20 protein-coding genes are annotated in these 24,799 nt (G+C 60.2%); 15 read left to right on the plus strand and 5 right to left on the minus strand.

The window, feature by feature from the left end; translation table 11 throughout:
* Positions 1-131 precede the first annotated feature (131 nt).
* The 4 genes from JOE33_RS19830 to JOE33_RS19845 are packed head-to-tail and all read left to right on the plus strand — an operon-like array spanning position 132 to position 4,464.
* Positions 132-806, plus strand: coding sequence for a methylamine utilization protein (locus JOE33_RS19830; RefSeq protein ID WP_122694856.1), 675 nt, complete (start codon positions 132-134; stop codon positions 804-806).
* On the plus strand, positions 803-3,157 hold the full coding sequence (locus tag JOE33_RS19835; RefSeq protein WP_209924122.1) for an EAL domain-containing protein: 2,355 nt from the start codon (positions 803-805) through the stop codon (positions 3,155-3,157). Before JOE33_RS19830 ends, JOE33_RS19835 begins: the two co-directional genes overlap by 4 nt.
* A gap of 3 nt (positions 3,158-3,160) precedes the next feature.
* The gene (locus tag JOE33_RS19840; RefSeq protein ID WP_187625197.1) at positions 3,161-4,036 is read left to right on the plus strand and encodes a DUF3034 family protein; all 876 of its coding nucleotides are present in this window, start codon (positions 3,161-3,163) and stop codon (positions 4,034-4,036) included.
* A complete protein-coding gene (locus JOE33_RS19845; RefSeq protein WP_032614858.1) occupies positions 4,036-4,464 on the plus strand; it encodes a group 1 truncated hemoglobin in 429 nt (142 codons plus the stop codon). The genes JOE33_RS19840 and JOE33_RS19845 overlap by 1 nt, the downstream gene beginning before the upstream one ends.
* An 893-nt stretch (positions 4,465-5,357) precedes the next feature.
* On the opposite strand, the gene JOE33_RS19850 is transcribed toward JOE33_RS19845, so the two are convergent.
* Entirely contained in the window at positions 5,358-6,359 is a 1,002-nt protein-coding gene (locus JOE33_RS19850; protein ID WP_032615030.1) for a GntR family transcriptional regulator, read from the minus strand.
* Between the two features lie 338 nt (positions 6,360-6,697).
* On the opposite strand from JOE33_RS19850, the gene JOE33_RS19855 reads away from it, so the two are divergent.
* The 8 genes from JOE33_RS19855 to JOE33_RS19890 all read left to right on the plus strand — a co-directional run bounded on the left by JOE33_RS19855 (position 6,698) and on the right by JOE33_RS19890 (position 14,565).
* Entirely contained in the window at positions 6,698-8,071 is a 1,374-nt protein-coding gene (locus tag JOE33_RS19855) for an amidase (protein ID WP_187625199.1), read from the plus strand.
* 76 nt (positions 8,072-8,147) lie between these two features.
* Positions 8,148-9,029, plus strand: a complete 882-nt coding sequence (locus JOE33_RS19860; RefSeq protein ID WP_002554892.1) for a polysaccharide deacetylase — start codon at positions 8,148-8,150, stop codon at positions 9,027-9,029.
* Positions 9,030-9,056: 27 nt separating this feature from the next.
* Positions 9,057-10,397: an MFS transporter gene (locus JOE33_RS19865; RefSeq protein WP_010434915.1), complete on the plus strand. Its 1,341-nt coding sequence runs from the start codon at positions 9,057-9,059 to the stop codon at positions 10,395-10,397.
* Between the two features lie 10 nt (positions 10,398-10,407).
* Complete coding sequence (locus tag JOE33_RS19870) at positions 10,408-11,169, plus strand: SDR family NAD(P)-dependent oxidoreductase (RefSeq protein ID WP_010434914.1); 762 nt, start codon at positions 10,408-10,410, stop codon at positions 11,167-11,169.
* A 127-nt stretch (positions 11,170-11,296) separates the two neighbouring features.
* Complete coding sequence (locus JOE33_RS19875) at positions 11,297-12,046, plus strand: SDR family NAD(P)-dependent oxidoreductase (RefSeq protein WP_122694862.1); 750 nt, start codon at positions 11,297-11,299, stop codon at positions 12,044-12,046.
* A gap of 22 nt (positions 12,047-12,068) precedes the next feature.
* Entirely contained in the window at positions 12,069-12,368 is a 300-nt protein-coding gene (locus JOE33_RS19880; protein ID WP_054993443.1) for a hypothetical protein, read from the plus strand.
* Positions 12,365-13,372: a GTP-binding protein gene (locus JOE33_RS19885; RefSeq protein WP_010434912.1), complete on the plus strand. Its 1,008-nt coding sequence runs from the start codon at positions 12,365-12,367 to the stop codon at positions 13,370-13,372. Before JOE33_RS19880 ends, JOE33_RS19885 begins: the two co-directional genes overlap by 4 nt.
* Positions 13,369-14,565, plus strand: a complete 1,197-nt coding sequence (locus JOE33_RS19890) for an extracellular solute-binding protein (protein WP_010434911.1) — start codon at positions 13,369-13,371, stop codon at positions 14,563-14,565. The genes JOE33_RS19885 and JOE33_RS19890 overlap by 4 nt, the downstream gene beginning before the upstream one ends.
* A gap of 586 nt (positions 14,566-15,151) precedes the next feature.
* Here the strand turns inward: JOE33_RS19890 and JOE33_RS19895 are convergent.
* Positions 15,152-17,575: a glucose/quinate/shikimate family membrane-bound PQQ-dependent dehydrogenase gene (locus JOE33_RS19895; protein ID WP_187625200.1), complete on the minus strand. Its 2,424-nt coding sequence runs from the start codon at positions 17,573-17,575 to the stop codon at positions 15,152-15,154.
* Between the two features lie 441 nt (positions 17,576-18,016).
* On the opposite strand from JOE33_RS19895, the gene JOE33_RS19900 reads away from it, so the two are divergent.
* Positions 18,017-18,244, plus strand: coding sequence for a VF530 family protein (locus tag JOE33_RS19900; RefSeq protein ID WP_003363662.1), 228 nt, complete (start codon positions 18,017-18,019; stop codon positions 18,242-18,244).
* 53 nt (positions 18,245-18,297) lie between these two features.
* Positions 18,298-18,957 carry a Pr6Pr family membrane protein gene (locus tag JOE33_RS19905; protein ID WP_187625201.1) on the plus strand — a complete coding sequence of 220 codons (660 nt, stop codon included), beginning with the start codon at positions 18,298-18,300 and terminating at the stop codon, positions 18,955-18,957.
* A 15-nt stretch (positions 18,958-18,972) separates the two neighbouring features.
* Here JOE33_RS19905 and JOE33_RS19910 read toward each other — a convergent pair whose 3' ends face one another.
* The 3 genes from JOE33_RS19910 to JOE33_RS19920 form a co-directional block, all read right to left on the minus strand.
* A complete protein-coding gene (locus tag JOE33_RS19910; RefSeq protein ID WP_187625202.1) occupies positions 18,973-19,740 on the minus strand; it encodes a siderophore-interacting protein in 768 nt (255 codons plus the stop codon).
* On the minus strand, positions 19,737-20,327 hold the full coding sequence (locus JOE33_RS19915; protein WP_096243136.1) for a PadR family transcriptional regulator: 591 nt from the start codon (positions 20,325-20,327) through the stop codon (positions 19,737-19,739). The genes JOE33_RS19910 and JOE33_RS19915 overlap by 4 nt, the downstream gene beginning before the upstream one ends.
* A gap of 87 nt (positions 20,328-20,414) precedes the next feature.
* Entirely contained in the window at positions 20,415-23,534 is a 3,120-nt protein-coding gene (locus JOE33_RS19920) for a transglycosylase domain-containing protein (protein WP_187625277.1), read from the minus strand.
* Between the two features lie 359 nt (positions 23,535-23,893).
* Between JOE33_RS19920 and JOE33_RS19925 the strand changes: the two genes are divergently transcribed.
* The gene (locus JOE33_RS19925; RefSeq protein WP_187625278.1) at positions 23,894-24,796 is read left to right on the plus strand and encodes a hypothetical protein; all 903 of its coding nucleotides are present in this window, start codon (positions 23,894-23,896) and stop codon (positions 24,794-24,796) included.
* Positions 24,797-24,799 lie beyond the last annotated feature (3 nt).

The raw sequence follows: 24,799 nt of genomic DNA on the forward strand, positions 1-24,799 counted from the left end.
GGTTTCAATAGTCTCGGTCGATAGTCTGTAAAGCGGTTGGAAAACCGCTATTTATTAGTGATGGGCCTGTCAGGGCCGACAAGAGCGGGCTTACTTCATTTACGGCGCTGCCGGTATGGGTTGAATCAGGCATGACCAACGTATTTATTTCTGCATTAATGGCGGGACTGTGGATAGCCTCGGCTGCTAGCGCATCGGCTTCCGGCTTTACCGCGCAGGTGATGGACAAGGAAGGCAAGCCTCTTGCAGATGCGGTGGTAACCCTTAAAGGGCCGCCCGATCCTTCACCCGTCGTGTTGAAAGCGTCGATGGACCAGCGCGATCAGGAGTTTGCGCCACATGTACTGGCCATCCACACGGGCACTCAGGTCAAGTTTCCCAACAGCGACAACATCCGCCACCAGGTCTACTCTTTTTCTCCGGCCAAGCGCTTTGAATTGCGACTTTACGAAGGCACGCCCTCGGATCCGCTGTTGTTCGACAAGCCCGGCGTGGTGGTGCTGGGCTGCAACATCCATGACTGGATGGTCGGTTACATCTACGTCACTGACGATTCATGGTTCGGCGTGACGGACAGCAACGGCCAGCTCAAGCTCGATCAGGTCCCCGCCGGGCACTACAATGCCACCCTCTGGCATCCGCAGATCGCGGATATGCAGCCCGTATCGGGCGGCGAGTTCGAGGTGCCTGCCGCCGGGCTCACCCAGCGTTTCAACCTCGCGGTCGAAATGCAGGCCGAGGACAAGCCCGGCAAGCCCGCCCCCGGCGGCTTCGGTGACGCCTTCCACAAGGCCACGCATGAATGAAATTTAAAGCCAGCTTTCAGGCGCGCATCGCCGGGGTTCTGATTGTCCTGTTGCTGATTGTCGTGAGTTCAGTCTATCTCGCCGTCAAGGTTGCAACAGACGAGGCGGTGCGTACCCAGGCCCAGGCGCAACTGGAGGTGGGCAGTCGTGTGTTCGAACGGCTGATCGATCTGCGCGGCAAGCGTCTGCGTGACACCGTGCAATTGGTGGCAGCCGATTTCGGCTTTCGTGATGCCGTGGCCAGTGCCGATTCCTCGACCATTCGCTCGGTGTTGCTCAACCATGGCAAACGCATCAATGCCAGCGACATGTTCCTGCTGGGCATGGATGGCACAGTGATTGCCAGCACCGTGCCGAAAGTCCCCGAGGGTTCCCGATTCGTGTACGACCAGGCCCTGCGCAATGCTAAACGTGCCGGTCAGTCAGTGCTCATTGTCCCCGGCGGCGGAGACCCTCATTTGCTGGTGGAGAGCACTGTGCTCGCACCACTGCCGATCGGTCGCGTGGTCATGGGCTTTACCATCGACAGCGATATTGCCGAAGAGCTGCGCTCGCTCAGCGGTCTGGAAGTGTCCTTTCTCACCGTAGAGGACGGTAAGACCGGTGATCTGATCAGTACCCAGCCAGAGGCCCTGCACGCTGGCCTGATCGAGCTGATGCGCAGCTCCTCGGAAGGCCAGATGCTGCTCACCGAACAATCGAACCTCAACTTTCTCAGCCAGACCCTGATGCTCGCCAACACCAGCAATGGCGGCGACGGGCAGGTCATCGCGCTGTTGCAGAGCCCTCTGGACAAGGCCTATCAGGCATTCGCGCCACTGAATCAAAAGATCTTCTGGATTTCCATGGCCGCTCTGGTGGCTTCGCTGATCGGCACCCTGGCGCTGGCGCGAAGCGTCTCGCTGCCGGTTCAGGCCTTGGCTACGGCGGCCAAACGTATTGGTGATGGCGATTATAAAACCCCGGTCACCCTGGTTCGCAGTGATGAGCTGGGCATGCTCGCCGACGCGATCAACACCATGCAGCAAGGCATTGCGGTGCGCGAGGGGCAATTGGCCCACAACGCCCTGCACGACAACCTGACCGGGCTGCCAAACCGGGCGCTGGTGATGGAGCGTCTGGGCAGTTCGATTGCCGCAGATCGTGCGGTTGCCCTGTTATCTCTGAGTGTCGAAAACCTCGTCACGATCAGCGAAAGCGTGAGCGCCGAAGGCGTGGACCAGGTGTTGCGACAGGTGGGCCAGCGCCTGCAAGGCAATCTGCGCGCCGGCGATACCGTGGCGCGTCTGGGGGCCAACGAATTTCTGCTGTTGCTGGACAACACGTCCAGCGCTGGCGCGGTGGGTATGGCTGACGCTGTGCAGCGTCTGCTCAGTGAGCCGCAGCGCATCGACAATCATGAGCTGGAGCTTGAGTGCTGCATCGGTATCACGGTGTATCCGGAGCACGGTGATTCTGCCCAGGAATTGCTCAACCGCGCGGCCATTGCCCGCAAGGATGCCACGTTCCTTCCCGGTCGCCTGCAGATCTATCAGGACGGTCGTGACCTGGCCCACCAGCGACAGATCACGCTCATTCGTGACATGCGCAAAGCCGCGCAGAATGGCGAATTAATGCTGCATTACCAGCCCAAGCTGGATATCCGTCAGGGCTATGTGCGTCAGGCCGAAGCGCTGTTGCGCTGGGCTCACCCGCAGTTCGGCAATGTCTCGCCCGCCGAATTCATCGTCCTCGCCGAGCGCACCGGGAGCATTTACCTGCTGACCAACTGGGTCATCGAAGAGGCGATGCGCCAACTGGCCAAATGGCGTCAGCGTGGTCTGGTCTTGCAGGTATCGGTAAACATTTCCGCTGATGACTTGCTGGGTGATGACCTGGTCGGCTATGTCGTGAAACTGCTCAAGCAATACGCTGTGCCGGCCGAACAACTGGTATTCGAGATCACTGAAAGCGCGGTCATGAGCGAACCGGAAAAGGCACTGATCGTTTTGCATCGCCTGCGCGATTGCGGCATCAGCCTGTCGATCGACGATTTCGGCACCGGTTACTCGTCATTGGCTCACTTGAAGCGTCTGCCCGTGCAGGAGCTGAAAATTGATCAGTCTTTCGTGCGCAATCTGGATGAAACCAGCGAAGACGCGGTGATCGTGCGGTCGACCATTGAAATGAGCCACAACCTCGGACTGAAGGTGGTGGCAGAGGGTGTCGAGTATCAACACAGCCTGGACCTGCTCCGGCGTTGGCACTGCGATACGGCCCAGGGTTACCTGATCAGTCGACCGCTGACGGCGTCGGCGTTCGAGGCATGGATTGCCACGTACCAGGCCTCACCCGGTCTTATGGTGAATTAACCCATGTTGCATAAAACATCGCTGCTGTTGGGATCTTTGCTGGTGGGCATGGCGGGCGTCGATCCGACGCCCGCCATGGGCGACAACGGCCGGTTGATCGCCACGGGCGGCGCGACCAGCATTGAAGGCAGCGCCGGCGGCGGTATAACCCCGTGGGCGGTGATCACCGGGTACAGCGAGCAGGGCGAGTGGGGCGCTACCGCCTTCGCCACTCACGTGAATCTGCCGGACTACAAACTCGATGTGGCGGGCCTGGCGGTCGCCTATGGCAACCGCTTGGAGTTGTCCTATGCGCATCAGCGTTTCGATATCAGCAACCTGCAGCACAGACTCAGCCTGCCGGACGATAACCTCAGTCAGGACGTGTTCGGCGTCAAGGTGCGGCTGTTCGGGGACCTTATCTACGAAAGCCTGCCGCAGGTTTCTCTGGGTGTGCAGTACAAGCATCAGAACGATTTCCTGATTCCCAGCCTGGTCGGCGCCCGGCGTGACTCGGATGTCGAAGGCTACCTGACGGCCAGCCGGTTGTTCATGGGCGCGGCGTTTGGCTACAACGTCGTGGTCAACGGCGGCGTGCGTTACAGCCGCGCCAACGAAACCGGGCTGTTGGGGTTTGGCGGCGATCGGCGCGACAGCCGCAGCCTGCTCAAGGAGGGTTCGGTAGCCGTGCTGTTCAATCCGCGCTGGGCGCTGGGCGTCGAATATCGCGAGAAGCCGGACAACCTGTCATTTGCAGGCGAGAGCGACTGGGCCGATGTGTTTCTCGGCTATTTCCCCAACAAGCACCTGTCTGTGGTCCTGGCCTACGCCCGCCTGGGCGAAATCGCCACGCTGGACAACCAGAACGGCACCTATCTGTCTGTGCAGGGGAGTTTCTGATGAGGCGCTTGCTGATAGCCATGATGCTGACGCTACTGGCCGGGTGTGCGCAACAGCAACAGCCACCTGTGGATGACAGCCTCTATCAGGACCTGGGCCGGCGTGCCGGTATCCAGCGCATCGTCGAAGGCATGCTGATAAACGTGGCCAAGGATCAACGTATCGTCGAGCACTTCAAGAAAGTCGACATCGTGCGTCTGCGCGACAAACTGGTCGAGCAACTCTGCGTCGAGTCCGGCGGCCCGTGCCGCTATAGCGGCGACAGCATGGCCGAGGCGCACAAGGGCCAGAACCTGACGCCCAGCGACTTCAATGCGCTGGTCGAAAACCTCATCGCCTCGATGGACACCGAAAAGGTGCCGGTCCCCGTACAAAACCGCCTCATCGCTCGTCTGGCACCGATGCGCGGTGAAGTGATCGGCAAGTAATCTGTAGCCTGGATCCTAAGAAATCGGACGTTTGTGTAGGAGCGAACTTGTTCGCGAAGAGGGCGTTGGGGCAGCAGAAATGTTGTGAATGTACAGGCCCTTTCGCGGACAAGTCCGCTCCCACAGAAACCGGGTTTCACACCGAGTGCAAGTTGACTCGTTTATATAGCGTGGCAACGAGAGTGATCCAGCCCGTCTGGCGCCGATGCGCGGTGAAGTAATCGGCAAGTAATCCGTAGCCTGGATCCTAAGAAATCGGACGCTTGTGTAGGAGCGAACTTGTTCGCGAAGAGGGCGTTGGGGCAGCAGAAATGTTGTGAATGTACAGGCCCTTTCGCGGACAAGTCCGCTCCTACAGAAACCGGGTTTCACACTGAGTGCGAGTTGACTCGTTTATATAGCGTGGCAACGGGAGTGATCCAGCCCGACTGGCACCGATGCGCGGTGAAGTGATCGGCAAGTAATCCGTAGCCTGGATCCTAAGAAATCGGACGCTTGTGTAGGAGCGAACTTGTTCGCGAAGAGGGCGTTGGGGCATTAGAAATGTTGTGAATGTACAGGCCCTTTCGCGGACAAGTCCGCTCCTACAGAAACCGGGTTTCACATCGAGTGCAAGTTGACTCGTTTATATAGCGTGGCAACGAGAGTGATCCAGCCCGACTGGCACCGATGCGCGGTGAAGTGATCGGCAAGTAATCCGTAGCCTGGATCCTAAGAAATCGGACGATTGTGTAGGAGCGAACTTGTTCGCGAAGAGGGCGTTGGGGCAGCAGAAATGTTGTGAATGTACAGGCCCTTTCGCGGACAAGTCCGCTCCTACAGAAACCGGGTTTCACACTGAGTGCGAGTTGACTCGTTTATATAGTGTGGCAACGAGAGTGATCCAGCCCGCTTCAACTCAACCGCGTCAGATACCCCGGCACTTCCTGTTCCGGCAATACCGCCAGCACTTTCAGGCGTTGCAGCATGCGCTGTCGGGCGCGTAGCAGGTGTTCCTTGAGGTTCAGGGCGGCGGCGTCGAAGGCGCCGTGCAGCAGCAATTCGATGATCAGCCGGTGTTCGGCCAGCATCGCCTCATCGGCGCCAATGCTCAGCAGGCGGTAGAAAATCCGGTTGATGATCATTGGGCTCTGGGCCTGGCTGATCAGCATGGCGATCTTGCGGTTTTGCAGGCCGCCCAGGCATTGCTGATGCAGGTCGTCCTCAAGGCGCTCAATCTCCTCAAGGCTGCACTGCTCGGCGTTTTGCGCCTCGATGACTCTGGCCAGCATTGCTTCGAGGGTTTCGCGGCTCAGATGTGGCGCTGTCTGGCGCAAGGCTTCAGGCTCAAGGCAGGCGCGCAGTTCGTAGTCTTCAGTGATTTCCCGGGCGGTCAGCGGCCCCGCCAGCCATTGCGAGTAAGGCTCTTTTTCCACCAGGCCGCGATCCCGCAGACGCATCAGCGCCTCACGAACCACCGCGCGGCTCACTCCGTAATGCTGCGCGGCGCTTTGTTCATCCAGCCGATAATGACCAAAGGCGATACAGGCCGACAGTGCCGCACCGATCTCATCATGAATACGTTCGCCAAGCGGGCGGGTGTCGACCAGTTCTTCGCTGCTGTCCAGCCCGAACTGCTTGTGGCTCAGGCTCAGGCGCAGCGGCTCGACGTCCCGCGCGTCAGGATTGACCAGGTAACCCCGGCCATCGAAGCGGCTGATCAAGCCTTCTTCATGCAGCAGATTGAGCGCCTTGCGCACCGGCACCCGGCTGGTGCCGAACAGTTCTGCCAGCGGTGCTTCAAGCAGCACCAGTCCATTGGCGGCCGCGCCCGAGACGATTGCGTTACGCAACACCTCGCGGATCATGGCGTAGCGCGACGCGGTGCGCTGGTCCTCTTCTGACATCGGTTTCATACACTTCTGGCGGTTGACGGACGATTCTCGCACAGAAGCGTTGTTGTCACCTTGGCACACGTCCTTATGCTCGCTCATGGGGCCACCGTTACTTTTTTGCACTGAAATGTACCTTTTATAAAAGATACATTATTTCTTTATGACGATCTTGTGCTCTGGCGAAGCGTTGTCGCAACTGGTTGATGCTTTTGAAAAAAGGTTTCTAGGACGGCGGTTCCAGCGCGAAAGGGCGATCCGCTCGCTTGGGTCACGGCGCCGTGCAGTGCAGATTGGCATGGAATCTGCCTTTATTAAATGTACATTTTATTAATAAGTACATTTTTAAAGGTGTGATGTCCATGACCGATACCGGGAGTCACAGCGTTACCCGTGATGCCTGCGCACTGGCCGAGGATTTTGCTCAGGGCCGCAGTGACCCTGTGCAGGCTCTGGACAAGGCCCTGCAACAGGCGGCACAGGCCGATCATGTGTTCATTTCCATGAGTATCGAACGGGCACGCCGGGAAGCCGAAGCGTCTGCGGCCCGCTGGCACCAAGGGCAGCCATTGAGCCCCTTCGACGGCGTGCCCATCGCCTGGAAAGACCTTTTCGACGTGGCAGGCAGCGTCACCACCGCCGGTGCCGCAGTGCGCAACAACCTTTCGCCCGCGCTGCTGGATGCGCCGAGTGTCGGGCTGTTGGCACGGTCCGGGATGGTCAGCCTTGGCAAGACCAACCTCAGTGAATTCGCTTATTCAGGGCTGGGCCTGAACCCGCATTTCGGTACGCCGATCAACCCCAACAGCGACAGCTCGCCGCGCATTCCTGGCGGTTCGTCTTCAGGTTCGGCAGTCGCCGTGGCCAATCGCACAGTGCCGATCGCAATGGGCACCGATACCGCCGGTTCTATTCGTGTTCCGGCAGCGCTCAACGGCCTGGTGGGGTTTCGCAGCACCAGTCGCCGCTATAGCCGCGACGGCGTTTTCCCGCTGGCGCTGACGCTGGACAGCGTCGGGCCACTGACCCGCAGCGTGCGCGACGCTCTGGTGATCGACGATCTGCTCTGCGCGCGCAGCAAACCCTCATCGTTGATACCGCGCAGCCTGGCCGGTCAGCGTTTTCTGCTCGATCAGGCGGTGCTGGAAGACGAGCGCGTCACGCCAGCCGTGCGCGACAACCTGTTGCGTGCCGTTGAAGCCTTGCGTTCAGGCGGTGCGCTGATCGAGGTCAAGCCTTGCCAGGCATTTCAGGCCACGTTGTTGCTGACTCAGCAACAGGGCTGGCTTGGCGCCGCCGAAGCGTTCGCGCTGCATCAGGCGTTGCTCGACAGCGACGCCGCCAGCCAGCTCGACCCCAGGGTTCGCAAGCGCCTGGAGGCAGCCCGTTCCATGCCGGCCAGCCTGCTGGTCAATCTGTACGCCGCGCGCGAGCGGTTGCAGGAGCAGTTGACCCTAGAACTGGACGGCGCGCTGTTGATTACCCCGACGGTGGCCCATGTGGCACCGCCGCTCGCACCGCTGCTGAATGACGACGATCTGTTCGTTCAAACCAACCTCGCCACGCTGCGCCTGACCATGCCCGGCAGCCTGCTGAACATGCCCGGCGTGTCACTGCCCTGCGGCCGCGACGCCTCGGGCCTGCCCACCGGGCTGTTGCTCAGCGCACCGGCAGGCGAAGACGCGCGGCTGCTGCGTGCGGCGCTGACCGTGGAGTCATTGATCGCAGCCCCTTGAACACGTTTTGCAGTGCCAACCGGCCCGCGTGCCGTACAGCGCGAAGCCGATCTGAATAACCCGTGGGAGAACAACGATGGCCAAAGAAATTCTGTGTGCGTTTGGTGTGGATGTGGATGCCGTTGCCGGCTGGCTGGGCTCCTATGGTGGCGAGGACTCGCCGGACGATATTTCTCGTGGCCTGTTCGCCGGTGAAGTCGGCGCGCCGCGTCTGCTCAAGTTGTTCGAGCGTTACGGTCTGCGCACCACCTGGTTCATTCCGGGGCACTCCATGGAGACTTTCCCCGAGCAGATGAAAGCTGTGGCGGACGCCGGGCATGAAATCGGTGTGCATGGTTACAGCCATGAAAACCCGATTGCGATGACCCCGGAGCAAGAGGAGATCGTCCTCGACAAGTCCATCGACCTGATCACGCAAATGACCGGCAAACGTCCGACCGGCTATGTAGCGCCGTGGTGGGAATTCAGCAACGTCACCAACGAGCTGCTGCTCAAGAAAGGTATCAAGTACGACCACAGCCTGATGCACAACGACTTCCATCCTTACTACGTTCGCGTGGGCGACAAGTGGACCAAGATCGATTACAGCCAGCATCCGGATACCTGGATGAAACCACTGGTACGCGGCGAAGAAACCGATCTGGTGGAAATCCCGGCCAACTGGTACCTGGACGATCTGCCGCCGATGATGTTCATCAAGAAGGCGCCGAACAGCCACGGTTTCGTCAACCCTCGGCACCTGGAAGAAATGTGGCGCGACCAGTTCGACTGGGTCTATCGCGAACATGAACATGCTGTTTTCACCATGACCATTCACCCGGACGTGTCTGGTCGCCCGCAAGTGCTGCTGATGCTTGAGCGCTTGATCGAGCACATTCAGAGCCATGCTGGCGTCAAGTTCGTCACTTTCGACGAGATTGCCGACGACTTCGTGCGTCGCAACCCCCGTACCCGCTGATTCATTGCCCTGTCCGAGGCGTCACTCATGTCCATTTACAATAAGCTCGACCTGACCGGCTGGAAACCTGAGCAACTGACTCCGGAGCAAGTACGGTTCGCCACATGGATTGCGTTTTTCGCGTGGGTGTTTGCGGTATATGACTTCATTCTGTTTGGCACGCTGTTACCGGAAATCGGTCGGCATTTCAGCTGGAGTGAGGTCGAACAGGCCGAAATCGCGACCTGGGTCGCGGTCGGCACCGCGGTGGTGGCCCTGGCCATCGGCCCGCTGGTAGATCGCCTGGGACGGCGCGTGGGTATTATTTTCACCGTGAGTGGCTCGGCGATCTGCTCGGCGCTCACGGCCATCGGCGGATCGTGGGGCAAATCGCCCCTGATCCTCATCCGTTCGCTGGGCGGTCTGGGTTACGCAGAGGAAACGGTCAATGCGACCTACCTGAGCGAGATCTATGCCGCCTCCGACGACCCGCGACTGACCAAGCGCCGTGGCTTCATCTATAGCCTGGTGCAGGGCGGCTGGCCGGTCGGTGCGCTGATCGCGGCCGGTCTGACAGCGGTGCTGTTGCCGGTCATTGGCTGGCAGGGCTGCTTCGTGTTCGCGGCCATCCCGGCCATCATCATCGCGATCCTGGCGCGCAAGCTCAAGGAGAGCCCGCAGTTTCAGATCCATCAACGCATCACCCAGCTGCGCAAGAAGGGCGACCTCAGTCAGGCGAAGGCCGTGGCGCAGACCTACGGGGTGGATTACGAAGAACACAGCAAGGCCGGTATCGGCGCTGCCTTTCGCGGTTCTTCGCGCCGCGCAACCCTGGTGATCGGTGCTGCGATCCTGCTCAACTGGGCGGCCATTCAGGTATTCAGTGTGCTGGGTACGACGGTAATCGTCAGCGTCCACCACATCTCGTTCGAGAACTCGCTGATCATTCTGGTGCTGTCCAACCTGGTGGGCTATTGCGGCTACCTGTGTCACGGCTGGATGGGTGACCGGATCGGTCGCCGCAATGTCATCGGCCTTGGCTGGATGCTCGGCGGCCTGGCGTTTGCCGGCATGCTTTACGGACCAAGCAACATGGTGACGGTGGTCGGCTTGTACAGCCTGGGGCTGTTCTTCCTGATCGGCCCTTACTCGGCGGCATTGTTCTTCATCAGCGAAAGCTTCCCGACCAGCATTCGTGCCACAGGCGGCGCAATCATCCATGCCATGGGCCCGCTCGGTGCTGTGGTCGCAGGCTTCGGTGCCACGTCGGTACTGAGCGCAGGCGGCGACTGGCAGACCTCGGCGTTGTACTTCGGCGCAGTGCCTTGCTTCCTGTCGGGGGCGCTGATGTTTGCCGCCAAACACGTGCGACCTGAAACGGTGAAATGAGGAGCAGCACATGACGCGTAAAGTTGCAGTGATAACCGGTGCCGCCAGCGGCATCGGTCAGGCGCTGGCAGTGGCTTTTGCCCGCCAGGGTGTGGCGGTGGCAGGCGGGTTCTATCCGGCTGACCCGCACGATCCGGACGAAACCCGCAGGCTGGTGGCGGAAGCGGGCGGCGAATGCCTGATGCTGCCGCTGGACGTGACCTTCACCGAGTCGGTCGATGACCTGGCCGCACAGGCGGTCAAGTTGTTCGGCCGCATCGACTACGCGGTCGCCAATGCCGGATTGTTGCGCCGCGCGCCGTTGCTGGAAATGACCGACGAGCGCTGGAACGAGATGCTCGACGTGGACCTGACCGGCGTGATGCGCACCTTCCGCGCCGCCGTCCGGCACATGGGCGAGGGCGGGGCGCTGGTGGCGATTTCCTCGATTGCCGGCGGTGTATATGGCTGGCAGGACCATTCCCATTACGCAGCGGCCAAGGCCGGCGTGCCAGGGCTGTGCCGGTCACTGGCGGTGGAACTCGCTCCGCAGGGCATCCGTTGCAACGCTGTGATTCCCGGCTTGATCGAGACGCCGCAATCGCTGGACAGCACCAACTCGCTGGGGCCGGAAGGTCTGGCGCAGGCAGCCAAAGCCATCCCGCTGGGCCGGGTCGGGCGAGCGGATGAAGTCGCTGCGCTGGTGCGTTTTCTGTGCAGCGATGAAGCCAGTTACCTGACTGGACAAAGCATTGTGATCGACGGTGGCTTGACCGTGCGCTGGCCGGGGTAGACCGAATCAGATCGGGAGCGAGCTTGCTCGCGAAGCGTTCAGTGCAGACGCTGGGAGTGGTGTGCCAATAACTGAGCGTTCGCGAGCAATACGCAGTGATCCCCAAACCAACCAAGGAATCCGACCCATGCAGCAACTCAAACAAAAACGCGCAGTGATCACCGGAGCAGGCAGTGGCATCGGCGCAGCCATCGCCCGTGCCTACGCGGCTGAAGGCGCGCGTCTGGTGCTGGGCGACCGGGACGCCGACAGCCTGGCGAAGATCGCCGCAGAGTGCCGCCAGCTGGGCGCCCAGGTTCAGGAGTGCGTGGCCGATGTGGGCAGCGTCGAAGGCGCGCAAGCCAGCGTCGATGCCTGTGTCGAACAGTTCGGTGGCATCGACATTCTGGTCAACAACGCGGGCATGCTGACCCAGGCACGTTGCGTCGACCTGACGCTCGACATGTGGAACGACATGCTGCGCATCGACCTGACCAGCGTGTTCGTGGCCAGTCAACGTGCATTGCCGCACATGATTGCTCAGCGCTGGGGGCGCATCATCAATGTCGCTTCGCAACTGGGTATCAAGGGCGGTGCCGAACTGACCCACTACGCCGCGGCCAAGGCCGGGGTGATCGGTTTCAGCAAGTCCCTGGCGCTGGAAGTCGCCAAGGACAACGTGTTGGTCAACGCCATTGCCCCCGGTCCGATCGAAACCCCACTGGTCGCCGGGATCAGCAGCGCCTGGAAAATCGCCAAGGCCGCCGAGTTGCCTCTGGGCCGCTTCGGTCTGGCCGAGGAGGTCGCCCCGGTGGCGGTGCTGTTGGCCAGCGAGCCGGGTGGCAACCTGTTCGTCGGTCAGACACTGGGCCCCAATTCCGGCGACGTCATGCCATGAGCAAACAGCTGGAGAACACCTGATGTGTGGATTGTGCGGGCTGTTGGGAGAAGACGTGCACTGGAGCGATCCGCTGGCTGCCGAGCTGCCCCGGCGGCGTGAGCGCTTGCGGCGCATTGCTGCAATCAACAAGGTGGTCGCGCCGTTTCGTCTGAAGGTCGAAGATTTTCAGGGCGTTTCCTATCTTCTGCTCGGGGCCACCGGCAAGCAGGAACTGGCGACCGGGCTGGAGCAGCTCTGGCAGAAGGCCGAGTTGCTGATCGGCCGGCAATTGGATCCGCTCGATTCACGTCTGCTCGATCATCTGCAGAGGTCATCATGAGTATCGCCCTGAACGTGATTACCGGCTTTCTCGGCAGCGGCAAGACCACGTTGCTCAAACGCCTGCTGGCCGATGAAAACATGGGTGACACCGCGCTGCTGATCAACGAATTCGGCGATGTGGGTATCGATCATCTGCTGGTTGAAGAGGTCGCACCGGATACCGTGCTGCTGCCCAGCGGTTGTGTCTGCTGCACCGTCCGCGGTGAGTTGAAGGATGCGCTGCTCGGTCTTCTGGAGCGGCGTAATCGAGGTGAAATTCCTGCGTTTCGCCGGGTGATTCTGGAGACCACCGGCCTGGCTGATCCGGCGCCGATTCTCACTACGCTGAGCAACGACCCGCAACTGCGCGGGCGTTTTCATATCGGTCTGATTGTCACGCTGGTCGACGCCTGCCACGCGACGCTGCAGGAGCGTCTGCATCCGGAGTGGCTGGCGCAGGTCGCGGCGGCAGACCGGCTGCTGTTGAGCAAGACCGATCTGGTCGATGAGTCGGTGCTGGATGGCCTGCGCCAGCATCTGCAAGCGCTGAATTTTTCTGCGCCACTGCTGGATACGGCGGACGTCCACAGCGGCGATCAGTTGTTGCTGGGCGAGGGCATGCGCAGCGACGAACCGGCTGCTGAAGTGACGCGCTGGCAACTGCATCGAGTGATGTCGACCTCCGCGCGGCATGGCGATGCGCAGGTCTGTTGCCTGACGTTCGAGCGCCCTCTGGACTGGGTCGGCTTCGGGGTATGGTTATCGATGCTGTTAAGATGCCACGGTGAACGAATCCTCCGCGTCAAAGGGCTGCTCAACGTGAATGACAATCAGGCTCCCATCGTGATTCATGGTGTGCAGCATTGCCTGCATGCGCCGGTGCACCTTGCCGCCTGGCCGGGCGAGGATCGCACCTCGCGGCTGGTGTTCATATTGCGCGGTCTCGATCCCGATCTGCTGCGTCGTTCGTTTGAAGTATTTTCCGGCAGTTTCGCGCCGCCGCTCAGCGAGTCGGCAGCATGACCATCACCTTGCGCGTGCTGGGTACCTCGGTGACCCTGCTGGAGTCCTTGCGTGAGCGGGCCGAGCAGGAGCTGGGGATCAAACTGATCTATCAGATTCATGACGTGCAGACCGCGCAACGCATCGCGGTCATGCAGCCAGACAGCTACGACCTCTACGACCAGTGGTTTCATAACGTCGATTTCGTCTGGCCTGCCCGGGCCATTCAACCCATCGACACGCGGCGCATCGCGCTGTGGCACGAAATCAACGACCTGCCCAAGCAGGGCCGGCTGCGGCCTACCGATCAGCCAGGCAGCGGCAGTGTGCCCAGCGAGCGTTTGTTCGTGCAGCACGACGGCAGCTTGGGCAGCACGGTGACCGAGCGCATCAGCATGTTGCCGCTGACCCATAACGCCGACAGCTTCGCCTATCGCCCCGAGCGCTTGCCGGAGGGTTTGAGCTCTGCTGACGAAAGCTGGGGCTGGCTGCTCGACCCCGTGTGGGGCGGGCGCATCGCCTTGCAGAGCGACGCGGCCATCGGCGCACTGGATGCCGCGCTGGCTGTGCAGGGGGCAGGGCTGGCAAGCTTCAAGGACATCGGCAACATGAGCATCGAAGAGATCGATCGGCTCGCCGATGTGCTGGTGCGCAAACAGCAGCAAGGGCATTTTGCTGCGTTCTGGTCAGGCGACGAAGAGGCCGCCGAACTGATGCTCAGCCCGAACATCGACATTCAGAGCCTCTGGTCACCGACCCTGGTCAGGCTGCACCGTGCGGGTGTGAAGTACCGCGTCGCGGTGCCCAAAGAGGGCTATCGCGGCTGGTTTGGCGGGCTTTCCCTGTCACGTCACGCCAAGGGCCCGGTGCTGGATGCCGCCTATGCGTACCTGAACTGGTGGCTGTCGGGCTGGCCCGGCGCAGTGATGGCGCGGCAGGGCTATTACATCGGCAATCCGGCACGCAGCCGCGATCACCTCAGCGCTGCCGAATGGGATTACTGGTACGCCGGCCTGCCTGCCCGCGAACAACTGCTCGGCAGCGACGGCTTGCCGCTGATCGATGCCGGAGAAGTTCGCGACGGCGGCTCGTACGAGGAACGCATGGGCCACATCGCCGTGTGGAACTCGGTCATGAACGAGCACAACTACCTGGTGCGCCGCTGGAACGACATCCTGCGCGCCAGTGACAAAAGCAGCGCCAAAGCGCGCTAGTCATTCGCACTGGGGATAGGACGCAGAGCGTTCGGAACGATGATCGTCTGAACACTATCGTGCCAATGCTCCGCGTTGGCATGCATTTCGTGACGCTCCGCGTCACAGAACCGCGCCGCACGGCACATTAAGAGAGGACGCAGAGCGTCCGGAACGGCATTCCCACGCTGGAGCGTGCGGAACGATAGTCGTCTGGACGGGCACTTCAGGCAGGACACTTGCGCGAGAACACCATCGTGCCAATGCTCCGCGTCGCGCTGCACATTCAAGAGAGGACGCAGAGCGTCTGGAACTGCATTCCCACGCTGGAGCGTGCGGAACGATAGTCGTCTGGGAGGGCACTTCAGGCAGGACACTTGCGCGAGAACACTATTGTGCCAATGCTCCGCGCCGCGCTGCACATTCAAGAGAGGACGCAGAGCGTCCGGAACTGCATTCCCATGCTGGAGCTTCTGGAACGATAATCGTCTAGCCCGAAGATCCGCAGTCTTGCGCGGTAGCTGGCGCCACTGAAATCAGGTTTCAGTGGCGACAAAAAAAAGCGGCTACCTCTCGGCAGCCGCTTTTCATTGACCTCAGCAACGCATCACTTCGGCAGTTTGAACGCCATCACGTAGTCACCCTGTTTGGTGCCCAGTGAGCCGTGACCGCCCGCAACGACCAGCACGTATTGCTGACCGTCCTTGCCGGTGTAGGTCATCGGTGTGGTTTGCGCACCTGCTGGCAGACGAGCTTCCCACAATTGCTTGCCGTTACGCACGTCATAGGCACGCAGGTACTGGTCAAGCGTAGCGCTCATGAACGCCAGGCCGCTGGCGGTGGTGAACGTACCGCCCAGGCTTGGAACGCCCATGGTCAGCGGGAGCGGGATCGGCGAGCTGTCGCGCACGGTGCCGTTCTTGTGCATCCAGATGGTTTTCTGCGTGGTCAGGTCGACCGCCGCCACGTAACCCCATGCTGGCGCCTGGCAAGGCAGGCCCATTGGCGACAGCAGTGCTTCCAGGATCACACCATAAGGCGCGCCCTTGTTCGGCTGTACGCCTTCGGTTTCGCTCTTGCGACCCGGACCGCCTTCAACTTCGGCAGACGGTACCAGCTTCGAACGGAAGGCCATGTAGTTAGGATTGACGAAGGCGATCTGACGCACCGGGTCGACGGAAATACCGCCCCAGTCGAACACACCGAAGTTACCCGGATAGACGATCGAACCCTGCAGCGAAGGTGGCGTGAACGGACCATCGTAGCGCAGCGACTTGAAGTCGATCCGGCACATCATCTGGTCAAACGGCGTCACGCCCCACATGTCGCGCTCCTTGAGCGGCGGCGGCATGAAGTTCAGGTCGGACTTGGGCTGGGTCGGCGAGGTGTGATCGCCCGCGACAGCGCCTTGCGGGACTGGCACTTCATTGATCGGCACGATCGGTTTGCCGGTGCTGCGATCCAGCACGTAGATGCTGCCCTGCTTGGTCGATGCCAACACTGCAGGCTTGACGCCATCGGCTGTTTTCATGTCCAGCAGGGTCGGCTGACCACCGACGTCCATGTCCCACAGGTCGTGGTGAGTGAACTGGAAGTCCCAGCGCACACGACCGGTCGCGATGTCCAGTGCAACCAGGCCCGCGCTGTACTTCTCGGACTCTGGCGTACGGTCGCCGCCCCACTGGTCAGGGGTCTGGTTACCCATCGGCAGGTAGATCAAGCCCAGCTTTTCATCGACGCTGAACATGGACCACATGTTCGGCGAGTTACGCGTGTAGATCTTGCCTTCGGCAATCGGCGCAGTTTCTTCCGGATTGCCGCTGTCCCAGTTCCAGACCAGACGGCCGGTGTGCACGTCATAGGCGCGGATCACGCCGGACGGCTCGTCCATGGAGACGTTGTCAGTGACGTGGCCACCGATAATCACCAGGTCCTTGGTGACCGCGGGTGGCGACGTGGAGTAGTAGCCGCCCGGAGCAAAGGTGCCCATGTTGGCGGTCAGGTCAACCGAACCCTTGTTGCCGAAGTCTTCGCACATCTTGCCGGTGTCGGCGTTCAGCGCGATCAGACGGGTGTCGGCAGTCGGCAGGAAGATTCTGCGCGGGCAGGCAGCACTGGCGGTGGCCGTGCCGTCGGCAGCCGGGACCGTCGGGCTTTGTGCCGGAGCGCTGGCGGCGTAGGCAGCGTCGTCATGATAGGTGACGCCACGGCAGGTCATGTGGGCCCAGCCCTTGAAGTTGGCCGCGTTCTGAGTGCTGAGCTTCGGATCGAAGCGCCAGATTTCCTTGCCCGAATCCGGGTCAAGCGCGATCACCTGGCTGTGCGGCGTGCACACATAGAGCATGCCGTTGACCTTGAGCGGGGTGTTCTCGGCAGTGGTTTCACCCGGGTCATTCGGCCCCGGAATGTCACCCGTGCGATAGGTCCACGCCGGTTCCAGCTTGCTGACGTTCTCCGGCGTGATCTGCGCCAGTGGCGAGTAACGGTCACCGAAGGCGGTGCGGCCGTAGGACTGCCAGTCGCCGTCAGGCATGGCCGGGGCGGTGTTGGTCGTGCCAGCCGTCTCGCGGTCCAGCTGGCCTTCGATGCGGCCCGGATTAGTGAACTGGCTCGCCAGCGCGGTCAGGCCGGCCAGCACCACAGCGACGCTCAATGCACCGGTGCCCATGCGTGCCGGACCGTTGCGCAGCAGCGGCTTACGGAACCATGGCAGCAGCAGCACGATACCCAATGCGAACCACAGCGCCAGGCGTGGTACCAATTGCCACCAATCGAGGCCGACTTCCCACAACGACCAAACGGTGCTCGCGAACAGCAGCAGTGCATAAAGGCCCAGCGCAGCCGCACGACCAGTGATCAGCAACACGCCAGTCACGGCGAAGCCGATACCGGCCAGCAGGTAATACAGCGAGCCATCCAGTTGCAGCAGTCGGGCACCGCCGACCAGCAAGGCCAGCCCCATCAACAGGATCACCAGCCCGAGCAGGGTCGGTAACAGGCGATTTCTATTTGAAGCACTGTCAGTGCTCATAATGCGAATCTCCGCGAGAAGTAAGTAATTGACATCTTGTTTTAAGCATCGCCTGCCTTGGCGCTATTCCTTGAAGCTGCTTGTTGAGACGAATCGCCGACGGTGGAATTAAACCGTCAGGCAGAACGCGGCTGCACGTTCGGCCGGCGCGGTCATTGATTCGTAGACCATTACCGCCCGAATTCGTGCATAGGCTTTTGTCCGAAGGAACATCTGCAGAAGGGGGAATCTTCAATCCTTAACCCGGCAATGATAGGGCGCTAACGATTTTTCTAAAAGCGAAAAACCTGACATGGATCATTGCAAGGCCGGCAATAGTGCCGCAGGTCGACGGTGTTTTATCAAAGCATGGCGCTTACAATGGCAGACTTTCGGGGAGCCCCTGCGCACTCCAGAGATCCGTTCAGGTTCGTCTCCTCTTCATCCGTTGCAAGGCTCATCATGACAACACCCAACTCCGACCCATTGCACGGCGTCACGCTGGAGCAGATCCTCAGGGCGCTGGTCGAACATTACGAATGGTCCGGCCTCGCCGAGCGCATCGATATTCGCTGCTTCAAAAGCGATCCGAGCATCAAGTCCAGTCTGACCTTCCTGCGCAAGACACCCTGGGCGCGTGAAAAGGTCGAGGCGCTGTATGTGAAATTGCATCGCAGCAAAGGCTGGTAAAAGGCCCGCCAGAACAGCCCGGCATGGAGGCCGGCACTCAAGGATACCGATTGATGCTCAGCGAACATCCACAACCTGCGCACGGACAGCGCTATTACGCCCTTGTGGCCGCTTGCCTCGGCTGGTCGGGCCTGGTGATTCAGCTTTACCTGATCCTGATTGGCCGGTATGCCGATCACGCCAGTCTGCTGGGCGGGCTGGTGCGGTTCTCAAGTTTCTTTACCGTACTGACCAATACGCTTGTAGCGGTCGCACTGAGTTGCGCGCTGACGACACGACAGTCGGCAGGCCACCGGTTCTTCCGGCATCCAGTGGTGTGTGGCGGCATTGCGGTGAGCATTGCGCTGGTGGGCATCGCCTACAACATTCTGTTGCGCCACTTGTGGCACCCGGAAGGCTGGCAGTGGGTGGCCGACGAACTGCTGCACGACATCATGCCGCTGGCATTCGTGCTTTATTGGTGGCTGTACGTGCCCAAGGGCGCGTTGCGTCTGAGCCACGTAGCGCTCTGGGCGATCTATCCGATCGTCTACTTCGCCTACGTCCTGCTGCGTGGCCACATGTTCGGTGATTACCTGTACCCGTTCATCGATGTCGGCACGCTCGGTTTTTCGAAGGCATTCATCAATGCGCTGGGCGTACTGCTCGGTTTCGTGCTGATCGCATTATTGCTGCTGGGAGTCGACAAACGGGCGTCTCGCCGTACGTTGTGAGTCGCCCGGTCCAGCTCATTCTTCAGTGCTGTCCAGCTTCCAGTAACCGGCGGCCTTGACGAAGGCTTCTTCCAGGCCGAACTCGTCGAGCAGCACGCGACGCAGCTTGCGTGACAGCGCAGATTCGGTCGCGACCCAGGCGTACAGCTTGCCCTCGGGCATCTCCAGGCGACGCGTGACGTCCAGCAGATTCTGTTCGTCGCGTACGATCCAGATCACGTCGACCTGTGCGGCGCTATCGAACACCTGCTGTTCCTGCGGATTGGCCACTTCGACCACCACCAGCGCAGCACGGTTGGCGGGCAGCGATTCGAGGCGTCGGGCGATGGCGGGAATGGCTGTTTCGTCGCCGATCAGCAGGTAGCTGTCGAACATGTTCGGCACCACCATCGAACCCTTTGGCCCTGCGATGTGCAGAAATTGCCCGGGCGCTGCCTGAGCGGCCCAGGTGGCCGCCGGGCCTTCGCCATGCAGCACGAAATCGATATCCAGCTCTCCGGTTTTTTCGTCGTAGCGACGCGGCGTGTAATCGCGCATCGGCGGGCGCGGCGTGTCCTTGTCGCCGGCAGGGTTGAGGTTCTCCAGCGCGGCCTGTTCTTCTGCCGTTTGCGGAAAGAACAGTTTGACATGGTCATCGGTGCCCAGGCTGATGAAACCCGCCAGCTCCGGCCCGTGCAATGTGATGCGGCGCATCAGCGGGGTCAGTTCCGTGACCCGCACCACCTGCAGCTTGCGACGCTTGATTTCATGCATGACGCGATGGATTGACTGAGGTGAATTCATGCCGACTCCTCCGATACAGGTTGAGGCCCATCGACCACAGCCTTGGCCGTGCTGTTGAGCAGTTCGCTGACGCGCAGAATCTCTTCCGGACTCCAGCGGCCATGGTGCATCTGCAGCGCGTGGCGCAGGTTGTGCACCGCTTCATGAATTTCCGGCGGGCGATCATGGCCGCGCAGTGAACGCTTGCTGACATCGATGCGCATGCGCACACCTTCCAGCGCCACCGCCTGATCCGCCAGGGATTGGCGGCCCGCATCGGTAACGGTGTAGAGCTTCTTGCCGGCCTGGGCATCGCCGAGGACCATTTCGCTTTCTTCAAGAAACGTCAGGGTAGGGTAGATAACGCCGGGGCTCGGGCAGTACGCCCCCTCGAACAGACCTTCGATCTTGCGGATCAGGTCATAACCGTGGGCGGGCTGTTCGGCAATCAACGCCAACAGCAGCAATTTCAGATCGCCAGGGGCGAAAACCCGTGGGCCACGTCCACCGCGTTCGCGGCCTGGGCGTTTTTCAAAACCGTCGCGATCTTCACCTGCTTCACGAAGATGCGGCGGACGGTGGTGGGGTGGGTGTTTGTCTTCACGCATGTTTTTGATCTCTGGTTACAAGTTAGATATACCTTAAGATATATCTTATTGTAATCACAGAGCCGGCAGACGAGCGGTCATAGCCGATCAGGCACCCCTGGGCGGATCGGCAAGCGGAGCGTTGCACATCGCCTGTCCGTGGTTTTCCAGGTATGGCGTCAGGATCGGTGCCATGCCTTTGAGCACCTGCACCGGCAACGCCGAGGTGAAGCGAAAGCCCTCGGCAGCGCGGCCCGGCACAAACGCCGTCAGTGCGCCAAAGTGGTTGTCGCCGATATAAAACACAAACGTCGCCGTGCGGTTGATCGCTCTTGAGCTGAGAATGCGCCCGCCCGCACCGACGCTTTCGATCCTGTTGTCTCCGGTACCGGTCTTGCCACCCATCGCCAGAACGCTGCCGTCCTGCATCTTGAATGTGCCTTGCACGCGTTTGGCCGTGCCGCCGTCCACCACTTGCGACAAGGCCTCGCGCATTGCCGCTGCAACTTCCGATGGCAACACACGCTTGCCCAGTTCCGGATTGATGCTCAACTGGGTGTCGTAAGGCGTATCGGCGGCAAAATGCAGACTGTCGATGCGCACTGCAGGCAGGCGGATGCCATCGTTCTGGATGATGCCGATCAGCTCGGCTAGCGCCGCCGGACGATCTCCCGAACTGCCGATAGCCGTCGCCAGCGAAGGCACCAGGTGGTCGAAGGGATAACCCACGCGTTGCCAGCGTTGCTCGATGTCCAAAAACGCTTCGACCTCCATCATGGTCCGCACCCGGCTGTCGCGAGCGCCCTTGTGGCGACTCTTGAACAGCCAGCCATAGACTTCCTGACGCTCGAAACGACTGGCGGCCACTGCATCCTTGAACTGGGCTTCCGGGTGTTTGAGCAGGTAGCCTACCAGCCACAGTTCCAGAGGATGGACGCGGGCGATGTAGCCTTGATCGGGCAGGTCATAAGTGCCCGGACCGTAACTCTTGTACAGATCGGCAAGACGTTTGTCGGTGAGTTTCGAGCTCGCCCTGGGCTCGTCGAGGTGGGCGCGGATGAACGCGTTGAATGTGCCCTGATCAGCGCCCGGCAACAGATAACGGTGTACCGCAGCCAGGCGAATAGCCGTCGGGTGAATGCCGTCCAGAAAGGTGTCGAGTCGCTCTTGCGTAGTCTTTTCCTTGTAGCGTTTCCAGAAGCGCAGCAGAAATACCGTGCCTTCGCGGTCGGCAAACTGCGCCAGGTATTCCTGGCGGCGCGGGTTGTCGTCATCCTTGAGCAGCTCGGCGCTGTTGTTGGGCGCCTGATAGGTGCTGTAGCGCACCACATCGCGCATCAGGCGAATGAACGGCAGGTTGATCGACTCACGCAGCGATTCGCGCAGGGTCGGAATCCGCCCGTTGTCCTCGCGCCGGAAATTATTGAAACGGTGCATACCGCCACCGGTGAAGAACGCTTCTGCCGGGCTGGCCGAATAAGTGCGGTCGAGTGCGGCCGAGAGCATCTTCGCCAGGTCACGGTCCTTGTTCATCAGCAGGTAATCCACCGCCCAGCGGGTCAGCCGATCCGGTTCCTCGACAGGGACTTTGCGCAATTGCGCAGGGCTCAAGCCTGCATAGCGCCCATGCAGCTCGGCGATGATCTCCAGATACGTCGTCAGCACGCGCATCTTCGCCGTCGAGCCCAGCTCCAGCTTGCTGCCTTCGTTGATGTCGAAAGGCTGATCGGTGCTGTCGGTCTGGACCCTGACCCGCGAGCCGTCCACGCCACGTTCAAACAGCGTGAAGCTGTAGCGCACCTGTGTTGTGCTGGCCGGGGTCAACAGGCGCTCGCCCATCAGACCGGTCTTTGCGGCAAATTCAGGGTTGGCCAGGTCACGCAGGTACTGGCTGACGCTGCGCTGCAATTCGCCATGCAGGGTGCTGGTGGCGGACAGGTCGAGACGGTCCAGGTCGTAAAGCGGGCGATTGAGCAGATTCGACAGGCGAGTGCGCGCAACACTTATACCCTTGTTGGTTTCGATAGGCTGCAGGGTCGGTTGCTGCGCCCAGTCGCGGTAGGTGACTTGGGATGCCAGCGCGGCATCGGCCAGCGGTCGGTCGATGACGTTGGCTTGGGCCAGCAAACGAATATGGCTGTCGGTCAGTTCTGCCAGCTCTGGACGACCCTTGGCCAGATAGTGCGACGGACGACGCTGGGCGATCACCAGCGAGAGCACTTCCCGCAACGCCAGCGCCTTGTCGGCCAGCGCCTGTTTATCGCCCGGATTCGAAGCCAGTACCTCGTTGGTTTTGGCGAAGTCTGCGCCGAACCATACCCTCAGCCCTTCGGCCAGACCATGCACCTCTCCATGCCCCGGCACCGCAGACAGCGGCACGCTGTTCAGGTAGTCACGCACCACTCGCTGGCGCACGGCGAGTGTTTCGGTCCCCGGCTGATAGGCGCGAACGCTGGCGGAAATCATCTGCCGCAACTTTTCCGAACCCGACAGCGTCAGCCCGTCGGGGGAATGACGGTATTTTTCCAGCTGAGTGGCCAGCGTGCTGCCCCCGGCGGACTGGCCGGGGAGGGCAAACATCTTCGCCAGTTGCGACCAGGCGGCTTTGACAAAACGTGGCCAGTCCACCGCAGGGTTGGCCATGGGCTGCTGCGGATCGAGCAGATCGCGGTTTTCGATAAACAGCAGGCTGTTCACCAGCAGCGGCGGAATGGCGGCAAAGGTCGGGTAAAACTGCTGAGGGTATTTGAACTCGTACAGCGGCTCGTTCCGGCAATCGGTGATCGACAGCCCGGCCTGGGTCTTTTCCTCGTAAGGCACGAAAAAACCATGCCGGACGTAACGCAACAGTTCCGGGGAAAAACGCGTCTGGCGCGTAATCACATAATCGCGCTTGAGCAGGCGCGACAGGAATTCATCCATGGATGAATAACCCAGGCGCCTGTCAAACGGTCCGTCACCGGGATACACCACATCATGGCTTGCCCCCGGCTGCATCGAATAACCCAGGCTCGCGGCAAAGCGGCTGAATTCCCGCGCCTGAAGCCTGGAGGTTCTGCTCTCCACGGCAACCGCAACGCCCAATGCAACCCCGGCCAACACCACCACTACCCAGAACACCCGCCATCCGTATCGCTTGCGACGAGGATGTCTGGGCGTACGAGGATCATCCTCACGATCAGCGGATAGCGTCTCTTGCTTGCTATCTGAATGCCGAAATGCGCCCATAGTCGATTGTCCGGTCATCCTGTCAAAGCACCTGACACAAGCTTAGACGCTGGACGGGATTGCGGGGAGGGAATTGTCTGGAGGTTTTCGAGCCGCTCGGAGGCGCTGCTTAGACGAGCCTTGCTCGGGGGTTGCTTCTTCAGGCGCCAAGCCTGATTGATAGGGGATCGGTCATGGACAGGCTTTCGAGAAGCAGTTTTCAAACTGGCTTTTAGTTTTAAAGATTGATCATTTATTTGTAAGACCTTTCCGATAATTATTTCAATCGCTTGATCTTGGAGGCAACAGTTGATTACGTCCGATTTTGTCAGTGGCAATGATGCTCTGGGTAATCAATCACTACTAACGAGATCAATAAAATTAAATACAAGAAGAGCAAGGCGGGTCGTACGTTTGTGTCCGGGCTATTATTAGCAATGTCTTGCCATGCGATGGCGCAATTAGAGGTGGCACCAGTTGTCACTGAACCGCCCATGCCGTCGGAGCAGACTGCACAAAACCAAAATCATTCGATTCCTGTGGTGCTGTCGGACAAGATTCATCAGATCAGTAATATTCTGGAAAGCACAACGGCGGTCCATCAGTATGGATTCACCGCAGTACGCGGCCAGGATGTTTTGATTACGACGCCGGACAGAGACTATGACCAGAAATGGCGGCTTGAGTATCAGGTGGACGGCGGGGAATGGCAGTCCAAGCGTCACTCATCGGCAGAGAGAATCAAAGCGCTCAACCCTGGTTCGCAAGTCAATATACGTATTGTTGCAACTGACGGTGCCAGGTTTGATACGGCTGACTATAAAGTAGTATTTGGCTCTTTTCCTCATGTGCAGTATGACTTGCACCATGAGAAAGGCTTCAGATTGATTCCGTATGGTTTTACCGGTCCTCCTTTTTTGGCGACTCAAGCACTTACAAATGCGATGCTGGAAGCTACCTTTACAGACAGCAAAGCTTTTCCATTAGAGGGCGGCGTGCTAGATTTTTTTCTAGGTGTAGAAAACGACGCTGGTGTGACGTATACCTCGGACAGCTCTGGGAAGATCATGCAGTTGATAACGTTCGGCCGATGCGAAGGCGGAAAGCTTGCTGATAACTTTACTCATTACAGCGAAAACGGACGAGAAACTTGGAGTACACGCTATCAATCAAAATCCTACTGGGCTAAAAATGTGCTGCCGGAACAATTGGCTGACAAGCCGCACAAATATAATTTTGGTCATATTTGCAAGCGGTGGTTAACTAATTGGTCCAGGAATTGATCT

Source organism: Pseudomonas sp. PvP027 (assembly GCF_017833005.1).
GTDB lineage: Bacteria > Pseudomonadota > Gammaproteobacteria > Pseudomonadales > Pseudomonadaceae > Aquipseudomonas > Aquipseudomonas congelans.

Excerpts from the sequence above, each read along its gene's own strand:
- JOE33_RS19870 (WP_010434914.1), top strand. The coding sequence starts at position 10,408 with ATGACGCGTAAAGTTGCAGTGATAACCGGTGCCGCCAGCGGCATCGGT.
- JOE33_RS19865 (WP_010434915.1), top strand. The coding sequence starts at position 9,057 with ATGTCCATTTACAATAAGCTCGACCTGACCGGCTGGAAACCTGAGCAA.
- JOE33_RS19910 (WP_187625202.1), bottom strand. The coding sequence starts at position 19,740 with ATGAATTCACCTCAGTCAATCCATCGCGTCATGCATGAAATCAAGCGT.
- JOE33_RS19855 (WP_187625199.1), top strand. The coding sequence starts at position 6,698 with ATGACCGATACCGGGAGTCACAGCGTTACCCGTGATGCCTGCGCACTG.
- JOE33_RS19840 (WP_187625197.1), top strand. The coding sequence starts at position 3,161 with ATGTTGCATAAAACATCGCTGCTGTTGGGATCTTTGCTGGTGGGCATG.
- JOE33_RS19845 (WP_032614858.1), top strand. The coding sequence starts at position 4,036 with ATGAGGCGCTTGCTGATAGCCATGATGCTGACGCTACTGGCCGGGTGT.
- JOE33_RS19890 (WP_010434911.1), top strand. The coding sequence starts at position 13,369 with ATGACCATCACCTTGCGCGTGCTGGGTACCTCGGTGACCCTGCTGGAG.
- JOE33_RS19875 (WP_122694862.1), top strand. The coding sequence starts at position 11,297 with ATGCAGCAACTCAAACAAAAACGCGCAGTGATCACCGGAGCAGGCAGT.
- JOE33_RS19895 (WP_187625200.1), bottom strand. The coding sequence starts at position 17,575 with ATGAGCACTGACAGTGCTTCAAATAGAAATCGCCTGTTACCGACCCTG.
- JOE33_RS19885 (WP_010434912.1), top strand. The coding sequence starts at position 12,365 with ATGAGTATCGCCCTGAACGTGATTACCGGCTTTCTCGGCAGCGGCAAG.
- JOE33_RS19880 (WP_054993443.1), top strand. The coding sequence starts at position 12,069 with ATGTGTGGATTGTGCGGGCTGTTGGGAGAAGACGTGCACTGGAGCGAT.
- JOE33_RS19920 (WP_187625277.1), bottom strand. The coding sequence starts at position 23,534 with ATGGGCGCATTTCGGCATTCAGATAGCAAGCAAGAGACGCTATCCGCT.
- JOE33_RS19850 (WP_032615030.1), bottom strand. The coding sequence starts at position 6,359 with ATGAAACCGATGTCAGAAGAGGACCAGCGCACCGCGTCGCGCTACGCC.
- JOE33_RS19905 (WP_187625201.1), top strand. The coding sequence starts at position 18,298 with ATGCTCAGCGAACATCCACAACCTGCGCACGGACAGCGCTATTACGCC.
- JOE33_RS19915 (WP_096243136.1), bottom strand. The coding sequence starts at position 20,327 with ATGCGTGAAGACAAACACCCACCCCACCACCGTCCGCCGCATCTTCGT.
- JOE33_RS19835 (WP_209924122.1), top strand. The coding sequence starts at position 803 with ATGAAATTTAAAGCCAGCTTTCAGGCGCGCATCGCCGGGGTTCTGATT.
- JOE33_RS19860 (WP_002554892.1), top strand. The coding sequence starts at position 8,148 with ATGGCCAAAGAAATTCTGTGTGCGTTTGGTGTGGATGTGGATGCCGTT.
- JOE33_RS19830 (WP_122694856.1), top strand. The coding sequence starts at position 132 with ATGACCAACGTATTTATTTCTGCATTAATGGCGGGACTGTGGATAGCC.
- JOE33_RS19900 (WP_003363662.1), top strand. The coding sequence starts at position 18,017 with ATGACAACACCCAACTCCGACCCATTGCACGGCGTCACGCTGGAGCAG.